The 13,369-nt window shown below is 66.1% G+C and carries 13 protein-coding genes; 10 read left to right on the top strand and 3 right to left on the bottom strand.

The features are described from left to right. Positions 1–13: 13 nt before the first annotated feature. Positions 14–955, top strand: coding sequence for a ribose-phosphate pyrophosphokinase (locus WOC76_RS15235; RefSeq protein WP_341105680.1), 942 nt, complete (start codon positions 14–16; stop codon positions 953–955). Between the two features lie 42 nt (positions 956–997). Here WOC76_RS15235 and WOC76_RS15230 read toward each other — a convergent pair whose 3' ends face one another. Beyond that, the gene (locus tag WOC76_RS15230) at positions 998–3,004 is read right to left on the bottom strand and encodes an acyltransferase family protein (RefSeq protein ID WP_341105682.1); all 2,007 of its coding nucleotides are present in this window, start codon (positions 3,002–3,004) and stop codon (positions 998–1,000) included. A 135-nt stretch (positions 3,005–3,139) separates the two neighbouring features. On the opposite strand from WOC76_RS15230, the gene WOC76_RS15225 reads away from it, so the two are divergent. Both WOC76_RS15225 and WOC76_RS15220 read left to right on the top strand, forming a co-directional pair. Then, on the top strand, positions 3,140–4,681 hold the full coding sequence (locus tag WOC76_RS15225) for a class I adenylate-forming enzyme family protein (protein WP_341105683.1): 1,542 nt from the start codon (positions 3,140–3,142) through the stop codon (positions 4,679–4,681). Positions 4,682–4,809: 128 nt separating this feature from the next. Beyond that, positions 4,810–5,184, top strand: a complete 375-nt coding sequence (locus tag WOC76_RS15220) for a hypothetical protein (protein WP_341105684.1) — start codon at positions 4,810–4,812, stop codon at positions 5,182–5,184. Between the two features lie 123 nt (positions 5,185–5,307). On the opposite strand, the gene WOC76_RS15215 is transcribed toward WOC76_RS15220, so the two are convergent. Continuing rightward, positions 5,308–5,685, bottom strand: coding sequence for an AprI/Inh family metalloprotease inhibitor (locus WOC76_RS15215; RefSeq protein ID WP_341105686.1), 378 nt, complete (start codon positions 5,683–5,685; stop codon positions 5,308–5,310). A gap of 204 nt (positions 5,686–5,889) precedes the next feature. Here WOC76_RS15215 and hemN point away from each other — a divergent pair, with 204 nt between their 5' ends. The 7 genes from hemN to WOC76_RS15180 all read left to right on the top strand — a co-directional run bounded on the left by hemN (position 5,890) and on the right by WOC76_RS15180 (position 11,891). Beyond that, positions 5,890–7,236 carry an oxygen-independent coproporphyrinogen III oxidase gene (gene hemN / locus WOC76_RS15210; protein ID WP_341105687.1) on the top strand — a complete coding sequence of 449 codons (1,347 nt, stop codon included), beginning with the start codon at positions 5,890–5,892 and terminating at the stop codon, positions 7,234–7,236. Positions 7,237–7,270: 34 nt separating this feature from the next. Further along, positions 7,271–7,660, top strand: coding sequence for a hypothetical protein (locus WOC76_RS15205; RefSeq protein WP_341105689.1), 390 nt, complete (start codon positions 7,271–7,273; stop codon positions 7,658–7,660). Continuing rightward, complete coding sequence (locus WOC76_RS15200) at positions 7,657–8,319, top strand: nucleoside deaminase (RefSeq protein ID WP_341105690.1); 663 nt, start codon at positions 7,657–7,659, stop codon at positions 8,317–8,319. The genes WOC76_RS15205 and WOC76_RS15200 overlap by 4 nt, the downstream gene beginning before the upstream one ends. 101 nt (positions 8,320–8,420) lie before the next feature. Next, positions 8,421–8,549 (top strand): hypothetical protein, encoded by a 129-nt coding sequence (locus tag WOC76_RS15195; RefSeq protein WP_341105692.1) that lies wholly within the window; start codon positions 8,421–8,423, stop codon positions 8,547–8,549. An 84-nt stretch (positions 8,550–8,633) separates the two neighbouring features. Beyond that, on the top strand, positions 8,634–9,731 hold the full coding sequence (locus tag WOC76_RS15190) for an ATP-dependent DNA helicase (RefSeq protein WP_341108754.1): 1,098 nt from the start codon (positions 8,634–8,636) through the stop codon (positions 9,729–9,731). 67 nt (positions 9,732–9,798) lie between these two features. Continuing rightward, the gene (locus tag WOC76_RS15185; protein ID WP_341388890.1) at positions 9,799–11,574 is read left to right on the top strand and encodes a patatin-like phospholipase family protein; all 1,776 of its coding nucleotides are present in this window, start codon (positions 9,799–9,801) and stop codon (positions 11,572–11,574) included. Then, positions 11,571–11,891, top strand: coding sequence for a hypothetical protein (locus WOC76_RS15180; RefSeq protein ID WP_341105697.1), 321 nt, complete (start codon positions 11,571–11,573; stop codon positions 11,889–11,891). Before WOC76_RS15185 ends, WOC76_RS15180 begins: the two co-directional genes overlap by 4 nt. Positions 11,892–11,896: 5 nt before the next feature. Here the strand turns inward: WOC76_RS15180 and WOC76_RS15175 are convergent, their stop codons facing one another. Then, positions 11,897–13,258 (bottom strand): hypothetical protein, encoded by a 1,362-nt coding sequence (locus WOC76_RS15175; protein WP_341105700.1) that lies wholly within the window; start codon positions 13,256–13,258, stop codon positions 11,897–11,899. Positions 13,259–13,369: the final 111 nt, after the last annotated feature.

Raw genomic sequence — 13,369 nt, 5'->3', positions numbered from 1 at the left:
TGGGGACAAGTCCATGGGCGCAATGAAACTTCTGGCGGGCAACTCGAACCGGGCGCTCGCGGAGGCGATTGCAGCGCATCTTAATGTGCCGCTCTGCCGCGCCCATGTGCGGCGCTTCGCCGATCAGGAAATCTGGGTCGAGGTTCTGGAGAACGTCCGCGGGCAGGACACTTTCGTCATCCAGTCGACATCCTTCCCGGCCAACGACCACATGATGGAGCTGCTCATCATGACCGACGCGCTGCGCCGCGCGTCGGCCCGCCGCATCACGGCGGTGATTCCCTATTTCGGCTACGCCCGGCAGGATCGCAAACAGGGGCCTCGCACGCCGATCTCGGCCAAGCTCGTCGCCAATCTCATCTCCCGCGCCGGCGCCGACCGCGTGCTGACCGTGGACCTGCACGCCGGCCAGGTGCAGGGCTTCTTCGATATTCCGACCGACAATCTCTTCGCAGCGCCGGTCATGGTCTCCGACATCAAAGCCCATCGGCTGCTCAGGAATGTCATGGTCGTCTCTCCGGATGTGGGCGGCGTGGTGCGCGCCCGGGCGCTCGCCAAGCGCATCGACGCCCCGCTCGCCATCGTCGACAAGCGCCGCGAGCGCGCGGGCGAATCCGAGGTGATGAACATCATCGGCGACGTGCGCGGCCACAACTGCATCCTCGTCGACGACATCGTGGATTCGGGCGGCACGCTCTGCAATGCGGCCGAGGCGCTGCTCGCCGCCGGCGCGGAGTCGGTTCACGCCTATATCACCCATGGCGTGCTGTCCGGCGCGGCGGTGGATCGCATCGCCGCCTCCAAGCTCAAGGAGCTGGTGATCACCGACACGATCCGCGAGACGGAAGCGGTGAAGGCCGCGCACAATATCCGCGTGATCCCCATCGGCCCGCTGATCGGCGAGGCGATCGCCCGCACCGCGCGCGAGGAAAGCGTCTCCAGCCTGTTCGACTGACGCCTCGGGAGAGAAGGGGGGGCTACGCGCCCCCTTCGCGCCTCAGAGCCACCCCCGCGCCTTCATCGCCGCGACGATCTGTCTCGCGACGAGGGTCGCGCCGTGCTTGTTCACGTGATTGTCGTCGGCAAAGAGCGGCAGGCCGTCCCGTTCGAGAATGCATCGTCCCGAAACGGGGCCGTTGCAGAAAAGCTCGGCGGGCCGGACGCGCAGAAGCGCGGGGTTCTCGCCGAGCATGTCGAGCTGCTCGACGACGGCGGCGGTGCGTTCCCTGAAAAAGGCATAGCTGACGCTGAAGGGCGCATCGCTGGTCGCGCCGTATAATCTGCTGCGCGCGACATAGGGGGCGACGTCCCGCCCGGCTTCCGGCAGGGGGTAAACCAGAGTGACGTTCCTGCCCATGGCGAGCAGCGTCTCGATGCTCTCTCTGAAGATGGCGCCGACCGTCGCGACCCGGCCGCTGTCTTCGTAATAATCGAGGCCCTTGGACGCGGGCAGGGCGAGGAGAAACTTCTTTCCGCCTTCTTTTACGCCGCCTTCGCCATTGTCGTAGCCGAAGCCGTCGAAATAGACCGGCCAGCGGGCGACGAGGATGATGTCCTTCAGCTCCTCGTGCCGCTTCAGGTAATCGAAGACCAGTCGGTTGTATTCGGGGCAGAGCTGCCGCTCGATTTCGGCGAAATGGACGCCGAGGATCGGCGGGCACCCCGAGAAGCTGAATTGCTGAAGCGCAACCCGCGCGTCGTTCAACTGCTCGGCAAGGTCATTCGCGAGAGCGGCGCTGTGGCTGTCTCCCCAGATGACGACCCTTCTGCCGCGCCCCTCATTGTAGAGGCACGATTTCTCCGGCGGCACGAAGGTGAGCACATCGCCGAAACATTCGCTCGCGCGCGGGACGCGATAGTCGAGCTCCGAGGCGAGGGCCGCCATTTCGGGCGAATATCTGCCCGGCAGGCCGCCCGTCGCGGCGGTCACGGCTGCAAAGGCGAGCAGCGACAGGGCCGCAAGCCCGGCGTTGGCGAATATGGCCCGTCTCGAAAAGCGGCGGATGTCCCGGAAAGGGGTTTCGACGTAGCGCCAGGTCAGAACGGCGAGCGCGGCGGTCAAGGCGAGCAGGAGCAGGCTTTCCGTCGCCGTCGGAACCGCTTGCAGGCGCAAGCGGGCGAAAGCGAGCACCGGCTGATGCCAGAGATAGAGGCTGTAACTGACGAGTCCGATGCCGACCGGAAGAGGGTGGGACAGGATTCGGGCGCCCGGCGTTCCCTTCACCGCGAAGACGAGGACCAGACCGGCGCCGATGACCGGGACGAGCGCATAAAGAGAGGGAAAAGGCGTGGTCTTGCCGAAGAGAAAGACCGCAGCAAGAATGAGGCCGAGGCCCAGAATCGACAGGACGCTATCGAGCGCCGGGCGTCGTTTCATGGAGACGAAGGACGCGAGCGCGCCCGCCGCCAGCTCCCAGACGCGCGTCGGCGCGAGATAGAAGTCGAAGAAGGGATCGATGCGCGATTCGTGCTGGCAGAGCGCGAGGCTGAGAACGAAACACACCCCGATCGCCGAGATGACCGCGGCGCGCCCGTATTTCCACGTCGCCAGCAGCGCCAATGGGAACAGGATGTAAAACTGCTCCTCGATCGCGAGGCTCCATGTGTGCAGCAGCGGCTTGAGTTCCGAGGCCGTGTCGAAATAGCCGCTCTGGCTCCAGAAAAAGAAGTTGGAGACGAAGAGGCTGGCGGCCGCGACGCTTTTCGAAAGCTCGTCGAACTCACGCGGAAGCATCCAGAACCAGCCGAACAGGATGCAGGCGGCCATCACCAGAACGAGCGCCGGCAGGATGCGCCGGGCTCTGCGCTCGTAGAAGCGGGCGAATGAAAAAGTCCCTTCCGCCATTTCCGAGCAGATGATGGTGGTGATCAGATAGCCTGAAATGACGAAAAAGACGTCGACCCCGACGAAGCCGCCCCGGAAGAGGTCGAACCCCGCATGAAAAAATACAACGGGCACAACCGCGATGGCGCGAAGGCCGTCAATCTCGGCTCGATATCTCATTCAGGCTTGCCCGGCTCCTCGAAGTTAAAGCAAAGCTTACGCTAATCAGCTGCTGGCTGTGCGATATCCGGCCTGAAAGGCGCCGCCGTCAACACCGGGCTGGCGCGCGCCGGGGCTTGCCGCCGCGTGGAACGGATGCAAAAAGAAGCCGTGCTCCTCTCCGTCTCCGCCCGCGAACCCGTTCCCGCCCGTTTCAACCTCGCCCGCTACTGCCTGGCCGAGAATGCTCAGGCGCGGCCTGACGCAACAGCCCTCACCGTCGTCGGCGACGCCGGGGCGCAGCGCTGGACGCATGCGGCGCTCGATCTGAAGGTTCGTCGCCTCGGGGCGGGTCTGGCGTCGCTCGGACTGGAGCCGGGCGCGCGCGTCATGATTCGCATGGGGAACGAGGCGAATGCCGCGCTTCTCTATTTCGCCTCCATCGCAGCGGGCTTCGTGCCGCTTCTGGCCTCATCCCAGCTCACCTTCGAGGAGGCCGATTTCCTGTTGCGGGATTGCGGGGCCTCGGCGCTGGCGCTCGGCGCGGCCTTCGAGCACGAGACGCATGGCGGGGATTTCGCCGTGCTGCGCGGGGCCGACATCGAGCGCCTTGCGGATTGCGCGCCGCTCGACGATTACGCCGACACCGCCGCCGACGATCCGGCTTATCTCGTCTATACCTCCGGCACCACGAGCCGGCCGAAGGGCGTGCTCCATGCCCATCGCGCCGCCTGGGGACGCCGGCCCATGCGCGCCCATTGGACGGGACTCGGTCCGGGCGATGTGATGCTCCATGCCGGGGCCATCAACTGGACCTATACTCTGGGCGTCGGCATCGTCGATCCGCTCTCGGCGGGCGGTTCGGCCGTTCTTTACAACGGTCATCCCGACCCGAACGTCTGGCCCCGCCTCATCGCCGAGCATCGCGCGACCGTCTTCGCCGCCGTGCCGGGCGTTTACCGGCAGATGCTGAAATATGCCGCGCCGGAGAAGGCCGATCTCTCCAGCCTGCGCCATGGCCTGTCCGCCGGGGCGGCGCTGGCCCCAAGCCTGCTGGCCGAATGGCGCGCACGCACGGGCAAGGAGATCTATGAAGCTTTCGGCATGAGCGAATGCTCGACCTTCATTTCCAGCGGCCCGACGACGCCGGTGCATCCGGGCTCGCCGGGGCGTCCGCAGCCGGGCAGGGTGGTGGCGGCGCTGCCGCAGGACGGCGGCGAGACGCCGCTTCCGCAAGGCGAAACCGGCGTCCTCGCCGTGCGGCGCGACGAGCCGGGTCTGATGCTCGGCTACTGGAACCGGCCCGAGGAGGAGCGCGAGGCGTTTCGCGGCGACTGGTTCGTCTCGGGCGACCTCGTGGCCTTCGACGCCGAGGGCTACATGCACCATCACGGCCGGGCCGACGAGGTGATGAACGCCGGGGGCTTTCGCGTCTCGCCGGCCGAGGTCGAGAAATGCCTCGCCGCTTTCGACCATGTGGCCGAAGCCGCCGCGGCCGAGCGCCCCGGCCGGGACGCCGATACGACCATCATCAAGGCCTATGTGGTGATGCGCGACGGGGCGGCGCAGGACGAGGCGGCGATTCTCGCTCATTGTCAGGAGCATCTCGCCGCCTACAAGCGCCCCCGCGCGGTGGTCTTCCTCGACGCCTTGCCGCGCAACGCCAATGGCAAGCTCAACCGGCGCGCTCTTCCGTAAGGTCCGGCTCCCCCTCCAAAGCTGACGCGAAGATGAACGGCGCGGACATGCGCCGTTCAGGCGCGCGACTCCATTATCGCGTCATGAGGCTTGACCCGACGGAAAGCCTCTCACGAATGGAGCCTCCCATGCGCCTGCATATTCGAGTGATCGCCGCGACCGCCGCCCTGGCGGCCGTTCTGGGAGCCGGCGTCGCTCCCGCCGCCGCCGACGACTGGGACGACGGCTATCGCGGCTGGGGGCATCATCATGGATGGGGCGATGACGATTGGGGGCGCCGGGGCTGGGGCTATGGCCGCGGCTGGGGCTACGGCTCCGGCTATCGCCGCGGCTGGGACAATGGCGGCGCCGCCGCTGCGGCGCTCGGCGGTTTTGCGCTCGGCGCCGCGGCCGGCGCGGTCGCCCGGCCGGGATATTACGGCGGGTGTTACGTCACCCGGCGCCCTGTCGTCGATTACTGGGGAAATGTCGTGAGTTACCGCAGCGTCGAGGTCTGCGACTAGGCAGCGCCGTCGCGCTTTGCGCAAAGGCTTTCCGCCGCCTCCTCCCCGCCCCTCTCGCTGGCGGCGGACAGCGAGCCTCCCGGAGCGATCCGGGAGGCTTTCTTTTATGGAACGGGCTTGCTTTTATGGAATGGGCTTGAAGGCGAGCGCGGATTTGCCGCCTTCCTTGGCGTCCCGGCGCCAGAGGCCTGCGTCGTCCTTTTCGAAATGCGCCTTGTGGCCCTTACGGGCTGTCAAGGCGAGACGGCCGTGATCCATGGCCCATTTCACCGGGTCGAAGACGACGATGCCATTGTCCCGGCATGCGGGGGCGAGTTGCGCCTTGCCGCCGCCGAAGAGCGTCAGCATGCAGCCCGTGTCCTTGTCGTCGCGCAACACGGAGTAGCGTCCCGTGACCTCGCTGGCCGCGAAAGCGCCCGCCATCGGCAGGAGAACGACGAGCACGGCCGCGGGCAGGCCGAGACGTTTCAGCTTTCCCGCGCCGGAAATGGATGTCGACATCGACTGTTGCTCCAGGAACAGGAGAGGAATCGTTGCAGGTCTGCTCTTTTACCATGGGCAGGCGAAGTTACCATGGTCAGGACCGGCTGCGTCGTCAGCCCGGGATCGGGCATCCCGAGCGGGCGCGGTAATGTGTAGCAGTGCGAAAAGGGCGTCTGCGCGATAAGCTTGCGCAAAGTCAAAATACAAGAGGAATTGGAGCGTATGGACCCGGCCTCTCTCGCCCTCGCCGAACGTTCGGCGCCGCGTTACACGAGCTATCCGACAGCGCCGCATTTCTCGAAGACGATCGGCGACGCCGAGATGCGCGACTGGCTCGCCGCGCTCGACCCGCACGCCTCCCTCTCGCTCTATTTCCATGTGCCCTTCTGCCGGGAAATCTGCGCCTATTGCGGTTGTCACACCAAGGCCATGCGCCAGGAGGCGCCGCTCACTGCTTATAAAGAGACGCTGTTGCGCGAAGTGGAGATGACGGCGCAGGCGACCCTCGCGCGCGGCGTTTCCAGCATCCACTGGGGCGGGGGCACGCCGAGCATTCTCGGCCCGGCGCGCTTCCGCGAGATCGTGTCGCGCCTGCGCGACCTCTTCGATTTCTCGCCCGAGATCGAGCACGCCATCGAACTCGATCCGCGCCTGCTCGACGCGCCCATGGCCGAGGCGCTGGCCGAGGCGGGAATCACCCGCGCCTCTTTCGGCGTGCAGGATCTCAATGACCATGTGCAGGCGGCGGCGGGCCGCGTTCAGCCCTTCGAGGTGGTCGCCCGCGCGGCCGGCCTGCTGCGCGCGGTGGGCATTACCGCGCTCAATCTCGATCTCATGTACGGGCTGCCCAGCCAGAGCGTCGAGGACGCAGCGCGCACGGCCGCGATGGCGGCCTCTTTGGAGCCGCAACGGCTCGCGGTTTTCGGCTACGCCCATGTGCCCTGGTTCAAGGCCAATCAGAAACTCATCGACGCCGCGGCTTTGCCCGGCGCGGCCGAGCGTCTGGCGCAGGCGTCAGCCGTGCGCAGCACGCTCGAACGCGCGGGCTTCGAAGCGATCGGCCTCGACCATTTCGCCCGGCCAGAGGATCCGCTCGCGGTCGCGGCGCGGGAAGGGCGGATGCGGCGTAATTTCCAGGGCTATACGATTGATCAGGCGACCGCGCTGCTGCCGTTCGGCGTCTCGGCCATCGGCCGCCTGCCGCAGGGCTTCGTCGGCAATGCGACGGACCTCGCCGGCTGGCGCCGCGCAATCGAAGCGGATCGCTTCCCCGTCACGCGCGGCCTCGCCTTCTCCTTCGAGGACCTCGCGCGCGGCGACGTCATCGAGCGGCTGATGTGCGATTTCGCGGTCGATTACGGCGTCATCGCGCAGGAGCATGGTTTTGCGGCGGACGCCTTTGACGAGGCGGGCCCGCAATTGCGCCGGCTCGAAAGCGACGGCGTCGTCGAGCTTACGGGCCGTCGCCTCGCCGTGACCGAGCGCGGCCGGCCGTTCGTTCGCCTTGCCGCCGCGGCCTTCGACGCCTATCTGGAGGGGTCTGCGGCGCGCCATTCGGCGGCGGTCTGAGACGGGCGGCGGGGGGGCCATCGGAGGCAGGGGCATGACGCCGTCGACGCTTTATCTCGCCAAGCTCATGGGCGCCTATTCGCTCTTCGCCGCTGCGTGGCTCATGTTTCGCCGGGAGGCGGCGCTGGCGCTCATCGACCGCATCTCCAACGATCCTGTTTTCGAGTCGGTCATCGGGACGCTGCGGCTCGTCCTGGGCCTCGCCATCATTGTCGGCCACAACCGCTGGGGCGGTTTTGTCGAGGCGCTGGTGTCGCTCATCGGCTGGCTCGCCTTTTTCAGCGGGCTTGCGACCATGTTCCTGCCCACAGGGACGCTGCGCCGCGCCATCATCTGGATGCGCTTCAAGGAAAAGCTGCCGCTTTACGCGCTGCTTTCCTCGCTTCTCGGCGCGGCGCTCTTTATCGGCGGCGTCGTCGCGTGAACGTGGCGAATGCGGAAGAGGCGGTTCCCGAGGTGATGGCCCTCGGCCGCAGGCTCCTTGATGAAACGCTTCCCCGCGACGCGCGCCAAAGCGCGTTGAAGACGCGTCTTTCGGCCTATGCGGGGGACGAAGGCTTTCTCGGGCCGGGCGACGAGGCTGGCTGGGTGTCCTGCGTGCTCGCCTTCGCGTCGCTCAGTTGCGGCAATTTCGGCGTCGGGGCACTGATCGTCGACGCCGCCGGGCGCGTCTTCGCCTCGGGGCACAATGAAATCTGCACGCCGCGCTTTCGCAGCGACGCCCATGCGGAGATGGTCGTCATCTCGGAATTCGAGACGCGATGGCCGAACGCCAGCAAGAGCGGGCTCGCGCTCTACACGTCCCTCGAGCCGTGCCCCATGTGCTACACGCGCATCCTGATCTCGGGGCTCACGCGCGTCTTCTGGGTCGCCGATGACGAGGCCGGCGGGATGGCCCGGCGCGCCCATCTGATGCCCGACTATTGGCGCGCGATGGAAGGCCGCTGCCGCTTCGAGCGCGCCGAGACGCGCGCGCCGCTGCGTGCGCTCGCATTGGACATTCTCAATTACAATCTCGACGATCTGGGCTCGACGGTCGAGCTGAGGCCGCTCCCGGGCGTCTCCTCCGCCCGGCGGGGCTGAACTCGCCGCCCTTTGTCTGGTTTCGCCCTGTCCCGCAAGCCGGCGCCGCTTACTCTGACCGAGAAGCGCCGAGATCGGGCGCGGTCAGGGAGAAACGAAAAATGGAAGCCAGAGAGCTTTTCCGCAATCCGCGCTTCGTCGCGCTTTGGATCGGCGTTTGGGCCGGTATGCTGCTCGCGGTGGAAAACATCGCCACCAAGATCAGCCTGCTGATGCAGCTCGGCCAATAGCGGCCTTCGTTTTCCGCCGACCTTGTGACCGGCGGCGGCGTCCGGCATCGTGCTGTTCCCGATTCGATCTATCTTTGGGACACGATGCCCGTCTGGACGCCCGAACAGGACAATGCGCTGAGCGCCGTCGCCCGCTGGCTTGCGACGCCGCGCGGGCCGCAGGTGTTCCGGCTGTTCGGCTATGCGGGCACAGGCAAGTCGACGCTGGCGCTGCATCTCGCCGAGCATGTCGAGGGCGACGTGGCCTTCGCCGCCTTCACCGGCAAGGCCGCGCTCGTGATGCGCTCCAAGGGCTGCAAGGACGCGCGCACCATCCACAGCCTGATCTATCGCGCGACGGATTCGGAGACGGAGGAGCCGTCCTTCGTCCTGAATGACGACAGCGACGCCGCCCATGCCAAGCTGATCGTCATCGACGAATGTTCGATGGTCGACGAGGAGCTCGGCCGCGATCTCCTTTCCTTCGGCAAGAAGGTGCTGGTGCTGGGCGATCCGGCGCAATTGCCGCCGGTGAAGGGCGGTGGCTTCTTCACCGAGGCGGAGCCGGATGTGATGCTGACGCATGTGCACCGGCAGGCCTCCGACAATCCGATCATCCGCCTCTCCATGACGATCCGCGAGGGTGGGGCGCTGACGCGCGGCGTCTATGGCGACACGCGCATCGTCGGGCGCGAGGGGCTCGACCCCACGCTCGTCACCGGCGCCGATCAGGTGCTCGTCGGGCTCAACCGGACGCGGCGCGCCTATAACGGCCGTCTGCGCGAATTGCGCGGTTTTACCGGCGCCTTTCCGCACTCGGGCGAGAAGCTCGTCTGCCTGCGCAACAATCGCAAGAAGGGCTTGCTCAATGGCGCGCTTTTCACAGTAAAGAGCGCCGGGGCGCTCAGGCGCGGCAAGATCAGGATGCTCGTCACGCCGGAAGAAGGCGAGGCGGGCAAGTTCCAGCGCGTCTCGGTCATTCCGCAATTCTTCGAGGGCGGCGAGGGCGAAATCCCTTACGCGCTGCGCAAGGATTCGGACGAATTCGATTTCGGCTATGCGCTCACCGTGCACAAGGCGCAGGGCTCGCAATGGGACGACGTGACGCTCTTCGACGAGTCCTTCGCCTTCCGCGAACATCGCGCGCGCTGGCTCTATACAGGCGTGACGCGCGCCGCGAAGAAGCTGACGCTGGTGATGTGAGCCCGGCGCTTGTTCATTCCTGTGAGAGGGTCCAAGATGGCCGGGTTTTGCAGGCCCGGAGGTTTTCATGTCCGATATTGACGCCGCTTTCGTTCCGACCCTGTGGAAACTCGAACCGCAACAGACCCTGGGTCTGGCTTTGTCCGGCGGCGGCTTTCGCGCGTCCTTCTTCCATATTGGCGTGCTCGCGCGATTGGCCGAGCTCGATCTGCTGCGGCGCGTCACCACGCTGTCGACGGTCTCGGGCGGATCGATTGTCGGAGTCTATTACTATCTCAAGGTCAAGGAACTGCTGGAAGGCCGGCGAAAGGATGCGGCTGCGCCGACCTCACAGGCTTATGTGGACATCGTGCAGGAGATCGAGAAGGAATTTCTCGCGGCCGTGCAGACCAACGTCCGGATGCGCGCGCTGCTCGATCCTGTCGCGAATGCGAAGATGATTTTCTCCGACAATTACTCGCGCAGCGACCGTATGTCGGAAATCTATGACGAGGCCTTCTACGCACGCTTCGCGCCCTCCGGCCAATCGCGCGTGGCGCTCACGGACCTGCTGATAACGCCCCAGGGCATGGCGCCCGGCTTCGACGTGCGCGCATATAACAAGACTGCAGACTACAAAATCCCGATCCTCAAGATCAACGCGACCTCCCTGAACTCCGGGGCGCGCTGGACCTTCACCGCGACCGATCTCGGCGAAGAGCCGCCGGAGCCGAGAATCGACACGATCAAACTGCAGGACCGGATCACATATCGAACTGCGACCCTGGAACAGAAAAAGAAGCTGTCCCAGATCGGCGTGGCGGGGGCCGTCGCCTCATCGGCCTGCGTTCCCGCGATCTTCACGCCCTTTTCGATCCACGACCTCTATCCCGCTCAGCCGGGAGCGAAGGAGTTCGTCGTGGAGCTCGTGGACGGCGGCGTCTATGATAACCAGGGCGTCGAGGCGCTCACCGCCGAAAATTGCGACTTTATCATCTGCAGCGACGCCTCCGGGCAACTGGAAGAGAACCGCACGCCCGACAGCAAATCGCTGCCAGTGGCGGCGCGCGCCAACAGCATCTCGATGAATCGCGTGCGAACCGATTGCTATGGCCGCCTGTGCGCCAAGCCTGGCGATGGGAAGTTTGCCTTCTTCCATCTGCGCGACGCTTTCGCCGGCAACGCGAATTATCCGCCCTTGCCCGGACCGGTTGGGGAGTGCGGCCCGACGCCCAATGACGGGCACATCTACGCGCTTTCCAACATAAGGACGGATCTCGACGCCTTTTCCGATACGGAAGCCCTGACCCTCATGTATGACGGCTATTGCCTGAGCGATTATTTCCTCCAACGCGCGCGGGCGAACGCCGATCTAGGCCTTCCGGGACCTGGCGGCGCGCCGCGCGCGCCCTGGCGTTTTCTCGATATCCGCCCGGTCATCGAAAAGGCGAAAGGACCGCTGCGCGTCCAGCTCGACTACGGCAAATATCTTTTTTTCAAAGCCTTTTTTGCCGATCGTCCCACCGCTGTGCGCGTCACCGCCGTGTTCGCCTTGCTGGGGCTCGTCGCGGCCTTGACTCAATGGGACCGGATGGCCGCGCTGTATGACTTCGTCGTGCATGATCTATTATTTTTGTTGCTGCCCCTCGGAATTTTGGCGGCCCTCGTCTATGCGATCGCCAAGGCGCTGGACGATGCGCCGATCGTGCTCGCCGTCGCCGATTGGTTCCGGCAGTTCAGAAAGGCCGACAACGTCGTCCTGATCGCCCTCTTCTTCCTTCCAGGCCTTGTCGGAAGCGTCGTCGCCCTCGCCAGTCTCTATGTCTACTATCCGATATTTCTGCGCGCCGGGCGGCGTCCGTGAGCAGCGCGGCGGAGCGTGATGCAGGCAAGGGCGGCGTCGAGATGCGCCGCCTCTCCGACGGCGCGGTGTATCGTTTCCTTCCGGAGCCATCGGCGGGCGACGGCCATCCGCGCTACAAACGGGCGGACAAGGACATCTGGATCATGCGCCGGCCGGCGTTCGGCTGGGTCGTCTGGGATGCGGGTGAGCAAGCCCTGATGGGCCGGCCCTGGGAGATCGCGCCCGAGGATCAGGGCGCGACGCCGCCAGAGGGCGTCTGGGTGAGCCGCAAGGGCGCGCATTCCTTCGTCTATGAACTCGCCTTCGTCGGCGGCTAGACGTTTTATCGGCTCCAGGAATCGATGGCGTCGGCGAAGACCCGCTCGCCCGACGCGCCCTTTTCCATATTGATGGTCGCCGCGCGGCCATCGGCGAATTGCAGCGGCAGGTCGAGCACCGCGAGCGAGCGCATCAACTGAATGTTGCGCGCCTCGCGTTCGCCCCGCATCAGGCCGATGAGGAAATTGTTCTCGGTAATGGGCACGGGAATGCCCATCACCTTTTCGCCCGCCTGTGCGTCGGCGCGACGCATCTGAATCGGTCCGATGGCCTTTACGTTGCCGAGGGGACTCCCAGGCTGGGGCTTGAAGGAAATCGTGATCGTATGCGAGGCCGACAGCGCCGTGTCCATGTTCTTCTGGAACAGCAGAGTCATTTTCAGCTTGGCGTCCGGGACGTCGACATCGCCGCGAATCGCGGAAGAGACTGGCTGGCCCGGTCCGCCGCCGACATTTTCGAGCCGCCAGACCACCGACGCATTGTAGATGCGCTCGACCTTTTCAGGCTCCTGAAGCGAGGCGACCCAAAGCTCGGCCTTCTGCGCCACCGGAACGGACGTGACCCGCTTGGGTCCCGACGTCGTCGCGCCGCCTTCGACGCGGTCGCCGAATTTCCCGGCTTCCGCGCCCGCGGTCGCCGTCTCGGCCGGTTTCAGCTTGGCGAGATCCTCCGGCCGTTCGCGCAGATACCAGGCGAGCACGCCGACGACGGTCAGGAGTGCGATCAGCACGCCGCCGAGCGCCAGCATGCGCGCGGGCGGGCGCTGCGATCTCGGCGGGCGGGGGAGGGGCGCGGCGGGGCGCTGCGCTTCGCGTGGCGCGCCGGTGGGCGCGGTTTCGGCAAGCGTGTCGCGCCAGGCGTCTTCGGCGCTGCGCGCCGGGGGCATGGCGTCCGCGGACGATCCGGACGCCGTCGCGGCCTCGATGATGCGCGCGGGCGGCGCCTCGACGGCGGAAGGCTTCGAGGGGGCGGGTTTCGCCGGCGCCGGGGCGGCGGTTGCGGGCTTCGCGGCCGCCTGTCTGTCAGCCGCTTGCCTATCAGCCGCTTGCCTGTCGGCGCCTGGCCGGGGCGGCGTCGGCGCGGGTCCGGCCGCCGCTCTGGAGGTTGCCGCGGCTCTTGCGGCGACGGACGCAGGCTCGCGTACTTGGGGGCCCTTGCTGGCGAGTTCGAGTTCCAGGCGGGCGATGGCTTCTTCCAGCGCGCGCCCTTCGGCGGCGATGTCGGCCTCTGGGACCGGGGGCTGAATGCTCCGCAACTGGCTTTGCAGCGCCTTCCGCGCGCGGCCATAGACCGCCTGTCTCGTATCCGGCCTTTGCTGAGGAAGAGCGGATATGGCGCGGGAGATCAGCGAATAATAATCAGCCATGGCGGGTTAAGAGCATTTCCCAATGAGTGCGTCAATCCTGCCCCCCTTGCAAAACCGCGGAAAACCGGGGATTTCTGCGACCTTGCGCCTCGTATTGGACGCGGGCTGCGT

It is taken from the genome of Methylocystis sp. IM3 (assembly GCF_038070105.1).
Taxonomy (GTDB): Bacteria; Pseudomonadota; Alphaproteobacteria; order Rhizobiales; family Beijerinckiaceae; genus Methylocystis.
The sequence above is the reverse complement of the archived record's forward strand: the minus strand, read 5'-3'. Positions and strand labels throughout refer to the sequence as shown.